Genomic DNA, 14,238 nt, shown 5'->3' on the forward strand with positions numbered 1-14,238 from the left:
GCGTGCCTCCCGAGCTGCGACTGACGACGACCCTCGAGCCCCGCGGTCCGGCGGCGGCGATCGTGCTCACCGACGACCAGGTGGCCGGCCTCGGCGCCGGGCGGGCGTTCCCCGTCCGGATCACGATCGGCCCGGTGACCGTCGAGGCACGGCTCGCCCGGATGGGCGGGGAGAACCTGATCGGACTCAGCCGGGAGCGCCGGACCGCCCTCGGCGTCGAGACCGGGGACACCGTCGAGGTGCTGGTCACCCCCGACACCGCCGAGCGCACCGTCGACGTGCCGCCCGACCTGACCGAGGCGCTCGCCGCGGCCGGGGTGCGGGAGGCCTTCGACCGGCTGGCGCCCAGCCACCGCAAGGAGCACGTGCGGTCGGTGACCGACGCCAAGCGGCCCGAGACCCGCGCCCGCCGGGTCACCGCCGTGGTCACCGCCCTGTCGGGGCGCTCCGGTTGACGCGCGCGGGGCGCTCGGCGAGTGTCGGGGGCCCCACCGCCGGAGGAGAGGTGTCCGTGGAAACCGACGTGATCGTCGAGGTCCCCAAGGGCTCGCGGAACCGCTACGAGTACGACCACCGTCTCGGCCGGATCAGGCTGCTCCGGATGCTGTTCACCGCGACCGGCTACCCCGGCGACTACGGGTTCGTCCCCGACACCCTCGCCGAGGACGGCCACCCCATCGACGCCCTGCTCCTCCTCGGCGAGCCGACCTTCCCCGGCTGCCTGGTGCGGGCCCGGGTCATCGCCGTGTTCTGGGTGAACGACGAGCAGGGCCCGGACGCCAAGCTGCTCTGCGTCCCCGCGACCGACCCGCGGCAGAAGCACCTGCAGGAGCTCGAGGACGTCCCGATGCACCAGATCGCCGAGATCTGGCACTTCTTCGAGATCTACGAGGCGCTGACCCCGGGCAAGTCGGCCGAGACCCGCGGCTGGGAGCAGCGGGCGAAGGCCGTCGCCGCCCTGGAGGACGCCCGCCGCCGCTTCGCCGAGCAGGCGGCCACCCCCACCGGCTGACGTCGACCGGCTGAGGTCCGCCGGACGGCGGGCCGGCGCCGGGCCGCCGGGCCGGTCAGGCGCGCCGGGCGGTCAGCAGGAGGTACTCCCACTCCAGCACGGTGGACCCGGTGCCGCGGTCGTACCGCTGGGCCAGGGCGGCGAGGTCGCGGTCGAGGGCCGCGGTCCGCTCCGGGTCGTCGGCGATGCTGCGGTAGGTGGCGATCGTCGGCCCGTACACCGCCTTCCACGAGTCCCGCCACGCCTCCGGCGACTCCCAGCCGCCCACCGTCACGGTCTGCCGGCGGGCGACGACGTCGGTGACCCGGTCCCCGAGCAGCTCGCGCACGTGCTGCTCGTCGCCCCACAGCGGCGGCGGCTGGGCGCCGGGCGGGGGCGGGGGGGCGTAGGGCTTCATCGCCCGGAACATCTCGCCGACGAAGCCCTCCGGCGTCCAGCTGACCAGGCCGATCCGCCCGCCCGGGCGGCAGACGCGCACCAGCTCGTCGGCGGCCCGCCGGTGGTGCGGCGCGAACATGACACCGACGCAGGACAGGACGACGTCGAAGCTCGCGTCCGCGTAGGGCAGCGCCTCGGCGTCGCCCTCCTCCCACGTCAGCTCCACCCCGGCGCGCGCCGCCGCCTCCCGCCCGGCGTTGAACAGCTCCGGGGTGAGGTCGGAGGCCACGACCTCGGCACCGGTCAGCGCGGCGGGGACGGCGGCGTTGCCGGTCCCGGCCGCGACGTCGAGCACGCGGTCGCCGCGGGTCACCCCGGCCGCGGCGACCAGGACCCGGCCCAGCTCCGGGATGAGGTCCCGGGCCACGTACGGGTAGTCGCCCAGCGCCCACATCGCCCGGTGCCGGGTCTTGAGCACGCGGTCGGCGGTGGTCGCGTCGACGGTGTCGGTCATCGGTCTGCTCCTCGTCCTCAGGAGGGTCGTGCGGGTCGTCCCGCGGTGGACCGACCGTGGTGCCGGCGCGTTGCAGGCCGGCTGCACCCCGCATGCAGGGTCATGCACGCCCGGACGGGACCGGCCCGGCGACGACCCGGCCGAGGGCGGCGCGCGCGTGCGCGACGGCGGCCGCCTCGACCGCGCGCACGTCGGCGACGACGGGCGCCGCGGGACCGGGCGGGCCCATCGGTGAGGGCTTGCCCGCGGCGAGGAGGAACCCGTGCAGGGCGGCGGCGTCCTCCGTCGCGTCGACCCGCTGCAGCAGCCGGGCGACGTAGCGCAGGTTGAGCCACTGCTGGGTGGCGTCCCCGACGCGGTCCCAGTGCGCGAGGACGGCGCCGAGCGCCCGCGCGGCCACCACCGGGTCGCCGTGCACCGCCCGGGTGGCCGCCGCCTCCATCATCGCGATGCCCTGCCACCAGAAGTTGCGCACGGCCGCGGCCAGCTCCTCCGCCTGGTCGAACAGGGCCAGGGCACGGTCGGGGTCGGACTTCTTGACCACCAGTCCCAGCGCGTAGCGCGCCATCGACTGCGCCGTCGGGTTGGCCGTCGCCTCGGCGACCTCGAGACTCTCCTGCGCGGCCTCCAGCCCCCGCTCCGGCCGGCGGTCCACCGCGTGGCAGACGGCGACGTAGTAGAGCGTCCACACCAGGCGGATGCGGTCGCCGTCGGCGCGGGCGCGTCCGGCCTCGGCCGTGTAGTGCGCGAGCGCCGTCCCGACGTCGCCCTCGTAGAGCGCCACGTCGGCGAGCACGTCACCGGGGTAGGCGATGCGCGCGGTCCCGGGCGGGGGCACCCGGTCGCCGGCCAGGCGCGCGGTCGCGACGGCCCGGGTGAAGTCGCCGCGGTTCCACGCGCCCCGGGCGGCGGCGCCGACGGCGGCCGGGTAGGCGGGGTGGGCCGGGTCGACCACGGGCAGCAGCTGCTCGGCCCACGCGTAGGCCTCGTAGCCGACCCGCAGGTGCACCAGTTCCGGCACGGCCGCCACCAGCCGCAGGGCCGCGTCCCACGCGCGGTCGGCCGCGGCCCGCGTGAAGGCGGCGCGCAGGTCGTCGTACACGCCGAGGGCGTCCGCCGCCCAGGCCCGCTCGTCGGGCCCCTGCAGTCCCCGCCCCGCCCGCTCGGCGAGGTCCACGTGGTAGCCGACGTGCCTCCGGGCGAGGTCCGGGGCCTCCCCGGCGGCGTCGGTGCGCGCCCGGCCGTAGGCACGCAGCGTCTCCAGCAGGCGGTAGCGGCTGTGGACGCCGCTGCGGACCTCCACCATGGAGCGGTCCACGAGCCGGGTCAGCCGGTCGAGGACGTCGTCCTCGGTCGCCCCCGGGTCGACGACGCCGTGCACCGCGCGGAGGTCGGCTCCCCCCGCGAACACCGACATGCCGCGGAAGAGCCGCTGCTCGGGCTCGGAGAGCAGCCGGTAGGACCACTCGACCGCGGCGACCAGGCTCTGGTGCCGCGGCACGGGCCCGCGCCCGCCGCCCAGCAGCGGGGCGTCCTCGAGCCGGCGGGCCACCTCCCCCGGGCTCATGACCCGCATCCGGGCCGCGGCCAGCTCGATGCCCAGCGGCAGCCCGTCGAGCCGGGCACAGATGGTCGCGACGGCGTCGGCGGTGGCCGGGTCGAGCCGGAAGTCCGGCGTCGCCGCCCGGGCCCGCTGGACGAACAGCGCGGTGGCGTCCGCCGGCGGCAGCGGGGGCACCGGCCACACCTGCTCGCCCTCGACGGCGAGGGGCTCCCGGCTGGTCGCCAGGACCACCACCCCGGGACAGTGCTGCACGATCTCGGCGACCAGCGCCGCGGCGTGCGGCAGCACGTGCTCGCAGTTGTCCACGACCAGCAGCAGCGCGCGTCCGCGCAGGTACTCCAGCACGGTCTGCTCGATGGACAGCCCCGACCGCTGCCGGATGCCCAGCGCGGCGGAGACCGCGTCGCCCACCGGGCTGCCGTCGGGGAGGGCCGCGAGCTCGCACAGCCACGCCCCGTCGGGGAAGCGGGACCGGTCCCGGGCCGCGACCTCCACCGCCAGCCGGGACTTCCCCGCGCCGCCGACGCCGGTCAGGGTGACCAGCGGCCCCGCGCGCAGCTCGGCCAGCACCCGCTCGACCTCCCGCTCCCGCCCGACGAAGCCGCTGGCCCGGCGCGGGAGGTTCCCCGGCGACGGCGTCGCGGCGAGCGCGGGGTCGTGGACGAGGATCCGCCGGTACAGCTCCTGCGCGGGCGCGGCCGGCTCGACCCCCAGCTCGTCGCCGAGGTGGGCCCGCAGCTCGTGGTAGGCGGCGAGCGCGTCCGCCTGGCGTCCGGTCGCGTACCGCGCGCGCATGAGGGCGACGGCGGGCCGCTCCCAGGACGGGTGCGCGCGCACCAGCGCCTCGAGCTCGGGCACCGCCTCGGCCGCCCGGCCGAGCTCGACGAGCGCGTCGGCCCGGTCGGCGACGGCGCCCCGGCGCAGCTCGGTCAGCCGGGCCGCCTCGGCCACGGCGAACTCCTCGTCGGCGAACTCGGCCAGGGCCTCGCCCCGCCACAGGGCGAGCCCGGCGTCGAGGTCGGCCAGCGCCCGCCCGTGGTCCCCCGCGGCGGCGGCGGCCCGGGCGCTGCGGACCCGCTCCTCGAACTCGGCGGCGTCCAGGGTCGCGGCCTCCAGGGACAGGCAGTACCCGGGCGGGCGGTGCCGCAGCGGGGCGGCGGACCCGAGGACGCCGCGCAGGCGGGAGACGTAGGCCCGCAGGGCGGTCAGGGCGCCGTCGGGTGGGGTGTCCCCCCACACCGCGGCGACCAGCCGGTCGGCGGCGACGACGTCACCGCGGGCGACGAGCAGGACGGCCAGCAGGGTGCGCGGCTTGTGCCCGCCGACGGCGAGCGGCCCCTCGCCGTCCTCGACCTGGAGCGGCCCCAGGACCGAGAAGCGGACGTGTGCTGCACCTGTCATCGCCGCCCCGTCTGCCAGCGGATCGCCGGGCGCGGCCGACCCTAGCGGCGGCCCGCGGCGGAGGGCCAGGCGCGCGGTCCCGGAGCCGCGCGCACGGCCCCGGGACCGGACTCAGGCGCGGCCGCGGACGACGTCGTCGATGACGTTGACGTAGCCCACCTTGCCGATCGGGATGTAGCAGAGCAGGCCGTCGGCGTTGCGGTCGTACCGCGCGAAGGCACCCGCGGCGGTCGCCTGGTGGTCCTCCGCGACGTCGTCCTCGGGCGTGGCGTCGGCCAGGGCCTGCGCCAGTTGCGACTGGTCGGCCGCGGTGTAGGGCACCGGACACTCCCCCGGCCGCGGCGGGGCGGCCGCGGCCGGGCCGGCGGTGCCGACGGCGACGAGCACCGCGGCGGTGAGCAGGGCAGAGCGACGGAGCAGGCGCATGACGACCCCCGTGTCCCCGTGCGGGGCCGACGGGACGACCGCCCGACCGGCCGTCCTCCACGACGTCGGGCCCCGGGGCGGGGGACCGTACGCCGCGGCGGGCGCCACGAGGAGGGGTGCTCCGGCACCGGGCTCGCCGAAGGCGGCGGGTCGCTCCGCAGCGCGGACCGGTCCGTCACGGCGGGGTGACGACCTACCGCCCTGGTCAGCCCGCCGTCGCGCCGGCCAGCCGAGGCAGGTTCCCCATGGCGGCCACCGCCTGCTCACGGAACCGGGCGAGCACCGCCTGCCGGTGCTCGTCGTCCCGGTCGACGGCGGTGACGAGCTTGCTGAAGCCGTCCAGGCGGCTGCCACGGATCCAGCGGCGCAGCTCGCGGTCCTGCGACCAGTGGAACTGGTTCCACATCGTGGTCATCGTCGCGCCGGCGTAGTCGTCGAGGGTGTGCGGGAACGCCACCGGCCCGCAGAGCCGGTTCTTCTCCTCCTCGTCGTCGCGGTGCGCCTCCACCCAGGCGATCAGCGCCGCGCTGAAGGCCGGCTGGGGCAGCCGCACCATCTGCAGCACGATGCGGTCGCCCTGGAACACCGGCTGGACCGGGCGGCGCCGGACGGCCGAGGCGGTGCAGTCGACGAACAGGGTGTCCGGCGGCACGGCGACCTCGCCGTCGTCGAGGACCATCCGGCCGGTCTCCAGCGCGCGGACCCGCCCGAGCCGGACGACGTCGCGGATGCGGCGCAGCACCTCCACCTCGCCGGGGGCCACCGTGGCCAGGTGGAACATCCCCGGGGTGCGCTCGCGGTCGACGCGGGTCAGCGCACCGCAGGCCTCCAGCCGCAGGAACAGGTCCTCGGTGGAGGTGGCCTCGGCGAAGGCGGCCATCTGGTCGGCCTGCCCGCCGATCACCTCGTCGAAGAACTCCGGCGCGGGTTGGGTGGTCACCCGGTTGATCAGCCACGAGTCGCGCGGGACGACCCAGGTGATCGCGTCCGGGTCGGCCCCGGCCTGGACCAGCCAGACGCAGGTGTCCATGGCGGTCTTGCCGGCGCCCAGCACGGTGAAGCGGCTCGGCGGCGACTGCTGCCGGCTCCACAGGCCCGGCAGCGCGTTCGGCGGCACCAGCTGCACCCCGGGCGCGACGGCGAACGACGGCGTGGAGGTCGAGGGCACCGACGGGCTGTTGTAGGTGGCGTCGACGACCTTGTCGCGCACCTGCACCTGCGTGACGGCGCCGGACAGCAGCGAGCGGAAGCGGCCTGCCCCCTCGTACTCGCACATCGGGTGGTAGGAGACCCGCCCGCTCGGGACGAGGCGGCTGCTCACGAGCCGGTCGTAGTAGCCGCTGATCTCCGGGCCCGAGGCGAGCTCGTACAGCCCGCGGTTGAGGCCGGTGGTGTCCTTGCGGCCGGTGCCCAGCTCGGTGGAGTTGACGCCGTAGAAGGCCGAGGGCTGGTGCAGCGTGACGAAGGGGTAGGCGTCGTTCCAGTGGCCGCCGGGCTTGCCGTGCCGGTCGACGATCGTGATGTGTGCGTCGGTCTCGTCGAGCAGCGTGTCGGCGAACGCCAGCCCCGTGGCGCCGCTGCCGACGACGAGGTAGTCGGTGTCGATGACGGAGGGCATGACGGCGAGGGTATAACAGTGTCATGACAGTGTCATCCGGCTCGTGGCCCGAGCCGCCCACCGACGACGACCGCCGCACCCGGGTGGTCGAGATCGCCGCGCGGGTGCTGGCCGAGGAGGGTCCGCACGGGCTGTCGCTGCGGCGGCTGGCCGCTGCGGCCGGCGGCTCGACGCAGCTGGTGTACACGCTCTTCGGCGGCAAGCCGGGTCTCGCCGACGCGCTCTACGCGGAGGGCTTCCGCCGGCTCGGCGACGCCGTCCGCGCGGCCTCGGCGGCCGACCCCTCACCGGCGGGCGACCCGGAGCGGCTGGTCGTGCTCGCGCGCGCCTACCGCCGCTTCGCCGTCGCCGAGCCGGCGTTCTTCTCGGTCATGTTCGGCCCGGCGATCCCCGGGTTCGTCCCCGGCCGGACGACCCGTGAGCAGAGCCGCGAGCGGTCCTTCGGCCTGGTGGTCGCCGCGGCGCAGGAGTGCCTCGACGCCGGGACCCTGCACGCACCCGACGCGGTCACCCTGGCGCAGGCGTGCTGGACGGCCACCCACGGCGTCGCCGCGCTGCGGCACGCCGGACTGCTCGAGGGCGATCCCGAGGACCTCGGCGACTCCCTGGTGCGGACGGTGGTCGACGCCCACCGCCGCTGAGCGATGAGCCCGGCCCTCCGGCACCGTCTCCCCTGCAGGCGGCACGGCGCTGCCGGTGAGGAGAGGGAGCTGTCGTGGACATGAAGCTGGAGCTGGTGCCCGTCCCGGTCGCCGACGTCGACCGGGCCAAGGCCTTCTACGTGGAGCGGCTCGGCTTCGTCGAGGACATCGACGTCTCCCCCGCCGACGGCGTGCGGGTGGTGCAGCTGACCCCGCCGGGGTCGGCGTGCTCGATCGGCCTGGGCACCGGGCTGCCGGTCTACGACGACGCCGCGCCGGGCTCGATCCGCGGCCTGCACCTGGTGGTCCCCGACATCGAACGGGCCCGCGCCGACCTCCTGGCCCGCGGCGCCGAGGTCGGCGAGGTCGTGGACGTCGGCGGCGGCGTCCGGTACGCCGGGATCACCGACCCCGACGGCAACACCCTGACCCTGCAGGAGATGGCCTGGCGGACCGGCGACGCCTACTGACCGCCCGGTCACGAGCCGCAGCCGGTTTGCGGACCGGCCCCGCGCGATATCCCTGCAGGGACCGTCACGACCAGGCTGCGAGGGCTGGAGGAGACATGGGCAAGGTGACGTTGGGGCTCGGCTTGGGCGTCGGGTACGTGCTCGGTGCGCGCGCCGGCAAGGAGCGCTACCGGCAGATCGTGCAGGCCACGCAGGGCCTCCTCGGGCGACCGGAGGTCCAGCAGACCCTGGAGAAGGCCCGGGACGCCGCACCGGCGCCGCTGCAGAGCAGCATCGACAAGCTGACGCAGGCCGGCTCGGGTGGCTCCGGCGGCTCGCCCGGCTCGGGCGGCTCCGGCGGCTCGGGCGGCTCCGGCGGCTCCGGGGGGATCGCGACGCCGACGGTGTCCACCGGGACGGTCGACGTCGACCCCGCCCTCCCCGGGGACGTCGGTCTCGCCGCGACCCCGCCGCCGCCGGTGGGCGGCGCGGGCGACCCCGGGCTGACCGGTGCCGGCGTGCCCGACCCGCTCGTGCCGCCCGCGAAGTCGGACGGCCCCTCGACCGGTCGCCCCTGAGCGTCCCGCACTGACGCCGGTGCAGGTGGGCGGCGCCCACCTGCACCGGCGGCCGGTCACGCCGGGCGGCGCCCGACGGCCCACCAGCCGTAGGCCCCCGTGGCGACGACCACGGTGAGCAGGGCCCCGTAGACCCAGAGGGAGGGGCCGCCCCGCATCTCGTCCTGGTACCGGAGCAGGACCGCCCACTGGAAGGCGCCGAAGGCCGCGTAGGCGATGGCCGGGACGCGCAGGCGGCCGAGGTCCCGCTCCCGGATCACCAGTCCGGCGCCCACGGCCAGCGCGATGAGCCAGGCACCGACCACCTGGGCGCTGAGCGGGGTCAGGGGCCAGGGCCAGAACCCCGCCATCGGGTGGGTGCCGTGGTGCAGGGTCAGGCCCAGGGCGAACAGGACGGCGCCGACGGAGCCGAGCGCCACGCCCTGCGCGGCGAGCACCCACCGCAGCCAGACCGGCATGGAGCTGCGGACGGCTCCCGGTCCCCGGCTCCCCCGCTGCCGGACGAGGACCACGACGCCGCACACCGGCACCGTCAGGTACACCGCCACCCACACCCAGGCCGCCGCCCGCGCTCCGGGATCCGCCGCGGTGAGGTGCAGCCGGTGCGCGTGCCAGTACGTCGCGGCCAGGGTGAGGACCGTGAACGCGGTGACCGTTCCCACCGCGACGCGGACCCGCTCCCACGAGCGCTGCCGCAGGGACAGCACCGACAGGACGAGGCCGGCGGCGTACGCGGCTCCCAGGAAGGCAGCGGTCGGCCGGGCCTGGATGGTCCACGCCCACTGCCGGTCGGTGTGCCCGCCCTGGACCAGCAGCTGGTGGGTGGCCAGGGCGGTGAGCAGGGCGAAGGCGGTGAGCAGGCGCCGCGCGCCGGCCCCGAGGGAGCGCTCGTCCGGCCCCGCGGTCGGGTGGGCGCCCCGTCCGCGCTCGGCGTCGATCGGTGCCACGGTGCCGGTCATCGGCCCGGTCCGCGTCGTGTTGCTGTCCACGTCATGCGACGACCGTGCGACCGGACCGTTGCAGGCCCGCTGCAATCCGCGTGGAGCGTCGCGCAACCCGGCTGTCACACGGGGAGCGCGGTCGGTGTCTCCATGTCGAGGACATCGACACCTGGAGGAGACATGACGAGCACCACCCGGGTTCCCCCGACGGAGATCACCGGCGTCTACGGGAGCCTGCTGAAGATCATCAGCCGCAGGGTGTTCGGTCAGGTCCCGGAGGGCGCCGGGGTGATGTGGCACCACCCGGCCGTGCTCAGGGACTCGATGGCGTTCGGCCGCGAGGTCGACGCGTGGAATCGGCTGGACCCCCACCTGGCGACCTTCGCGGCGATGGCCGCGGCCGGGGTCATCGGCTGCGGCTTCTGCCTGGACCTGCACCACTTCCTGAGCCACGACCGCGGACTCGACGAGGCCAAGGTGCGGGAGGTGCCGCGCTGGCGGCGGTCCGCCGTCTTCACGCCCGTGGAGCGGCGTGTCATGGAGTACGCCGAGGCGATGAGCCAGACCCCGCCGGCCGTGACCGACGAGATGTCGGCCGCCCTGCTCGACGAGCTGGGGCCGGCCGCGCTGGTGGAGCTGACCGCCAGGGTCGGCTTCATGAACTCCAGCGCGCGCGGGAACGTGGCACTCGGCATCCGGTCCCAGGAGTTCTCGGCGTCCTGCGGTCTGCCGCCCCTGGCTCCCTCGGCATGACCCAGGACCCGTTCGTCGCCCACCGCGGCCTGCTGTTCACCGTCGCCTACGAGATGCTCGGGTCGGCCGCCGACGCCGACGACGTCGTGCAGGAGACGTGGCTGCGGTGGGCCGAGGCCGACCGGGCGGCGGTGCGCGACCCACGGGCCTACCTGGTGCGGATCGTCACCCGCCAGGCGCTCAACCGGCTGCGCGCCCTGGCCCGGCGCCGCGAGGACTACGTCGGCGAGTGGCTGCCAGAGCCGCTGCTGACCGGCCCCGACGTGGCCGAGGACGTCGAGCTGGCGGAGAGCGTCTCCATCGCGATGCTCACCGTGCTGGAGACCCTCTCCCCCACCGAGCGGGCGGTCCTCGTGCTGCACGAGGTGTTCGACGTGCCCTACGACGAGATCGCCGTGGCGGTGGGCAGATCGGCCGCCGCGGTGCGGCAGATCGCGCACCGGGCCCGGCAGCACGTGGCCGCGCGCCGCCCGCGAGCGACGGTGAGCCGCGCCGAGCAGCAGCGGGTCGTCGACCGGTTCCTCGCCGCGCTAACCGCCGGTGACCTGCAGGGACTCCTGGACGTCCTCGCGCCCGACGTCGTGGTGGTCGCCGACAGCGGGGGGCTCGCGCCCGCCGCCCGGCGCCCCGTGGCGGGGCGGCTGCGAGTGGCCCGGGCCCTGTCCCGCTTCGCCGACCTCGCACCCGGTGTCGAGATCACCACGCCGCTGGTCAACGGCGCGGTCGCCGCCCGCATCGACCCCGGCGGCGAGAACGACACAGCGGTGACCTTCGTCGTCGAGGACGGCCTGATCACCCACGTGTACGCGATGCGCAACCCGCACAAGCTCGGCCGCCTCGACGAGGTCGCCGACCTGCGCCGGTGACCCATCCCCGCCCGCGGCCGCCGGGCGGAGCAGGCCCGGACGCGTCGGACGCCGATCTCCCCGTCCCGGCACCTCACCCCTTGACGCGGCCGCCACGTCGGCGCAACCATCGGCTAACAGCGTTAGCTGAGGAGGGGTCGACATGAGCAGGCGACTGACCAGCGAGATCGACGTCGACGCCCCGCCCGAGCGGGTGTGGCAGGTCCTGACCGCGTTCTCGTCCTACGCCGACTGGAACCCCTTCATCGTCCGCGCCGAGGGCGAGGCCCGGACCGGGGCGCGACTGACCCTGCGCATGCAACCGGTCGGGGGGCGGGCGATGACCCTGCGGCCCACGGTGCTGGAGGCGGTCGCCGGGCAGCGGCTGCGGTGGCTCGGCCGGCTGGGGGTGCCCGGCCTCCTCGACGCCGAGCACTCCTTCCACCTCGAGCCCCGCTCCGGCGGCGGCACCCACCTCGTGCAGGACGAGGTCTTCCGCGGTGTGCTGCTGCCGCTGGTGGGCCGGTCGCTCGACCGCGGCACCCGGCCGGCGTTCGGGCTCATGGACCGGGCGCTCAAGGAGCGGGCCGAGGGCTCGCTGACCACGCCGGGTGCGTGAGCTCAGCCCGCGCGCCCGGGAGATCGTGGCCACCGCGCGGGAGGTCCTGGAGAGCGAGGGCCCGCAGGCGCTGACGATGCGTCGCATCGCCGACGACCTGGGCATCCGGGCGCCGTCGCTCTACAAGCACGTGCCGCACAAGACGGCGCTGGAGACCGCGATCGTCGTCGACGGCTTCCGGGAGGCAGCGCTGCGGTTCGAGTCCGCCGTCGACGGCGCCGCCGATCCGCTCGGCGCCTTCGTCGACGCCTACCGCGCGTTCGCCGCGGCCCATCCGCACGTGTACCGGCTGATGACCCAGCGCCCGCTCCCCCGCGACGACATGCCCCCCGGCCTGGAGGCGCGGACCGCCGCTCCCCTCCTCCGGGCGGTGGGCAGCCCCCGGCGGGCGCGGGCGGCGTGGGCGTTCGTCCACGGGATGACCGTGCTCGAGCTCGACGGCCGCCTGCCCGACGACGGCGTGACCGAGGACGCCTGGCGCGAGGGGATCGCGGCCTTCCACCCACCGCCGCCCGGAGCCGGCCGGCCCGCGGAGCACTGAGCACTCCAGCTCAGGAGGACTCGCAGGTGGTCTCCTGTGAGTCGTGGCGGATCACGCCCGCGGCGTAGGCGATGTTGATGCTGGTGACGCAGTGTTCCGTCCTGCCGCCACAGCTGAACCGGGAGTCGATCCACTGGACCCCGTGCGCCTGACGGTAGCCGCTCGCGGTCAACACCGAGGTGCCGTGGTCCTGCCCGGAGGTGGCGTAGGAGCAGTCGGTTCCGCTGTACGAGAAGACGTAGTCGGTCTCGATCACCGCCACGACGTTCCCGGAGGGCGTCTCGGTGGTCCGGTAGACGGAACGGCCGGACGCGCAGAACGTGCCGCCGTCGTCGTCGGAGTCGCAGTAGTCGTAGAGGATCACCTGCGCCCCGTTGCCAGCCGCAGCCGTGGCGGGGACCGCCGCCAGCGCCATGGCGAACGGCGTGACCGCCAGCGCCAGGACCGCCCGTGACCTGCCCATGTTCGCACCCCCGTCCGGGAACCGGTGGCGCCTGCGACCGTCCCGCGCGGCGGCGCGGCGCACCAGAGGCGGAGGTCACGCCCGGAGCCGGGGGGGGGGGGGGGGGGGGGGGGGGGGGGGGGGGGGGGGGGGGGGGGGGGGGGGGGGGGGGGGGGGGGGGGGGGGGGGGGGGGGGGGGGGGGGGGGGGGGGGGGCGGCGCGCGCCCCCCCCGGCGCCGCCCCCCCCCGCCCCCGGGCCCCCCCCCGCGCCCCCCCCCCCCCCACCCCAGGTCCGCTCAGCCGTCGGTCCGCGGTCTACGCGTCGGGCGCCACGAGCTCGGGCAGCTCGGCGTCGAAGAGGGCCGCGAAGGCCTCGGCGGACAGGATCGCCCCCTGCGGTCGCGCGTCGTTGGCGAGCGCGGCCGCCCAGGCGGAGGCGCGCATCCGCTGCTGCGGGGTGCCGTGGTGGCCCGGGTCGTCGAAGAAGCAGTCGCCCACCTCGTAGAAGGTCTGCTCGGCCTGCAGCACCCGCCGGGTGTTCAGGGCCAGACCGCGGGCGTGGACGGCGTAGTAGGTGGCGTAGGCGTCGGCCATCAGCTCGGTGCGCCGGGTCGCCTCGGCTCCGGTCAGCGGGGAGTCGAACAGGCCCAGCTCGAACTGGATGTGGTGGCCGAACTCGTGCGCCAGCACGAGGCGGGGGCCGACGTCGCCGATGCCGATGGCCTCGAGGAAGTCGATGACGCCGTCACCCATGATGATCTTGTCGGGGATGGAGGCGAACAGGGGGTCGGACTCCCCCTCGCCGCTGAAGGCGAAGGCGTTGAGGGTGAAGATCGGGTTGTCGCCGCCCTGGAACGCCGGGACCGAGGCCACCGTGTCGGCGATGTACTGGGCCCGCTCGGCGGCGGCGGCCTCGGTGTAGCCGAAGACCACCACGAGCACCCGCGCGACCCGGTCGACGTCGAGGAGGACGTCACCGTGCATGGCGAGCAGCTGGATGTCGGAGGAGTCGATGTCCCAGAACCGCCGCAGGTCGCGGAAGGTGTTCTGCAGCTGCCGGGCCTGGCCCTCGAGGGCGTACTCGGGGTCGGACGCGGTCCCGAAGAGGAGGGCGTCGTACGTCGGGATGTCCAGGGCCTCGGTGGTGACCAGGAACTCGAGCTCCGACTCGGTGAGCTCGCCCAGCAGCTCCTCGAAGTAGGCGTCGAGCGAGGTGGGTCCGCAGACGTAGTCGCCCGGGTCTATCGCCTGCTCGACGAGCCGGCGGGCGGGCGACTCGACGTCGGACCGGGTCGGCGGTGCGGCCGAGGCGGTCGGCGCGACGAAGCCGATCGTGAGGAGGGTGGTGGCGAGGAGGACAACCGCCCCGCGCAGCCGGGTGATCACCATGGGACTCCCTGTCATCGTCGCCGGCGACGGTGCCGGCAGCGGATGTGAGCCGCGTCACCCTAACGGGCGATGCCGTTCCGTGGTTGCGGTGTCACCACCGGTTCCGTCTCCGGTCGCGGGACCGGTG

At 75.9% G+C, this 14,238-nt stretch carries 16 protein-coding genes; 9 read left to right on the forward strand and 7 right to left on the reverse strand.

Annotation, left to right across the window (positions count from 1 at the left end):
* Positions 1-2: 2 nt before the first annotated feature.
* Positions 3-455, forward strand: coding sequence for a YdeI/OmpD-associated family protein (locus ACI780_RS09700; protein ID WP_457002514.1), 453 nt, complete (start codon positions 3-5; stop codon positions 453-455).
* Between the two features lie 56 nt (positions 456-511).
* Positions 512-1,012, forward strand: a complete 501-nt coding sequence (locus ACI780_RS09705) for an inorganic diphosphatase (RefSeq protein ID WP_457002516.1) — start codon at positions 512-514, stop codon at positions 1,010-1,012.
* Positions 1,013-1,067: 55 nt separating this feature from the next.
* On the opposite strand, the gene ACI780_RS09710 is transcribed toward ACI780_RS09705, so the two are convergent.
* From ACI780_RS09710 to ACI780_RS09725, 4 genes are all read right to left on the reverse strand, one after another.
* Positions 1,068-1,904 (reverse strand): class I SAM-dependent methyltransferase, encoded by an 837-nt coding sequence (locus ACI780_RS09710; RefSeq protein ID WP_457002518.1) that lies wholly within the window; start codon positions 1,902-1,904, stop codon positions 1,068-1,070.
* A 100-nt stretch (positions 1,905-2,004) separates the two neighbouring features.
* Positions 2,005-4,869, reverse strand: a complete 2,865-nt coding sequence (locus ACI780_RS09715) for a BTAD domain-containing putative transcriptional regulator (RefSeq protein WP_457002520.1) — start codon at positions 4,867-4,869, stop codon at positions 2,005-2,007.
* A gap of 111 nt (positions 4,870-4,980) precedes the next feature.
* A complete protein-coding gene (locus ACI780_RS09720) occupies positions 4,981-5,295 on the reverse strand; it encodes a hypothetical protein (protein ID WP_456873025.1) in 315 nt (104 codons plus the stop codon).
* A 205-nt stretch (positions 5,296-5,500) separates the two neighbouring features.
* Positions 5,501-6,913 carry an NAD(P)-binding protein gene (locus ACI780_RS09725; protein WP_457002523.1) on the reverse strand — a complete coding sequence of 471 codons (1,413 nt, stop codon included), beginning with the start codon at positions 6,911-6,913 and terminating at the stop codon, positions 5,501-5,503.
* 23 nt (positions 6,914-6,936) lie between these two features.
* Between ACI780_RS09725 and ACI780_RS09730 the strand changes: the two genes are divergently transcribed.
* From ACI780_RS09730 to ACI780_RS09740, 3 genes are all read left to right on the forward strand, one after another.
* Positions 6,937-7,554, forward strand: a complete 618-nt coding sequence (locus tag ACI780_RS09730) for a TetR/AcrR family transcriptional regulator (RefSeq protein ID WP_457002525.1) — start codon at positions 6,937-6,939, stop codon at positions 7,552-7,554.
* Positions 7,555-7,634: 80 nt separating this feature from the next.
* Positions 7,635-8,024: a VOC family protein gene (locus tag ACI780_RS09735; RefSeq protein WP_457002665.1), complete on the forward strand. Its 390-nt coding sequence runs from the start codon at positions 7,635-7,637 to the stop codon at positions 8,022-8,024.
* A gap of 95 nt (positions 8,025-8,119) precedes the next feature.
* Positions 8,120-8,581 carry a hypothetical protein gene (locus ACI780_RS09740; RefSeq protein ID WP_457002527.1) on the forward strand — a complete coding sequence of 154 codons (462 nt, stop codon included), beginning with the start codon at positions 8,120-8,122 and terminating at the stop codon, positions 8,579-8,581.
* 56 nt (positions 8,582-8,637) lie between these two features.
* Here the strand turns inward: ACI780_RS09740 and ACI780_RS09745 are convergent, their stop codons facing one another.
* The gene (locus ACI780_RS09745; RefSeq protein ID WP_457002529.1) at positions 8,638-9,540 is read right to left on the reverse strand and encodes a hypothetical protein; all 903 of its coding nucleotides are present in this window, start codon (positions 9,538-9,540) and stop codon (positions 8,638-8,640) included.
* Between the two features lie 162 nt (positions 9,541-9,702).
* Between ACI780_RS09745 and ACI780_RS09750 the strand changes: the two genes are divergently transcribed.
* The 4 genes from ACI780_RS09750 (at position 9,703) to ACI780_RS09765 (ending at position 12,280) form a co-directional block, all read left to right on the forward strand.
* Positions 9,703-10,275, forward strand: a complete 573-nt coding sequence (locus ACI780_RS09750) for a carboxymuconolactone decarboxylase family protein (RefSeq protein ID WP_457002531.1) — start codon at positions 9,703-9,705, stop codon at positions 10,273-10,275.
* Positions 10,272-11,141: an RNA polymerase sigma-70 factor gene (locus ACI780_RS09755; protein WP_457002533.1), complete on the forward strand. Its 870-nt coding sequence runs from the start codon at positions 10,272-10,274 to the stop codon at positions 11,139-11,141. The genes ACI780_RS09750 and ACI780_RS09755 overlap by 4 nt, the downstream gene beginning before the upstream one ends.
* Positions 11,142-11,283: 142 nt before the next feature.
* Positions 11,284-11,739 carry an SRPBCC family protein gene (locus tag ACI780_RS09760; RefSeq protein WP_457002535.1) on the forward strand — a complete coding sequence of 152 codons (456 nt, stop codon included), beginning with the start codon at positions 11,284-11,286 and terminating at the stop codon, positions 11,737-11,739.
* Entirely contained in the window at positions 11,732-12,280 is a 549-nt protein-coding gene (locus tag ACI780_RS09765) for a TetR/AcrR family transcriptional regulator (protein WP_457002537.1), read from the forward strand. The genes ACI780_RS09760 and ACI780_RS09765 overlap by 8 nt, the downstream gene beginning before the upstream one ends.
* Positions 12,281-12,290: 10 nt before the next feature.
* On the opposite strand, the gene ACI780_RS09770 is transcribed toward ACI780_RS09765, so the two are convergent.
* Complete coding sequence (locus tag ACI780_RS09770) at positions 12,291-12,743, reverse strand: hypothetical protein (RefSeq protein ID WP_457002539.1); 453 nt, start codon at positions 12,741-12,743, stop codon at positions 12,291-12,293.
* Between the two features lie 294 nt (positions 12,744-13,037).
* Entirely contained in the window at positions 13,038-14,126 is a 1,089-nt protein-coding gene (locus ACI780_RS09775) for a hypothetical protein (protein WP_456873034.1), read from the reverse strand.
* Positions 14,127-14,238 lie beyond the last annotated feature (112 nt).

This window comes from Geodermatophilus sp. SYSU D00814 (assembly GCF_054050055.1).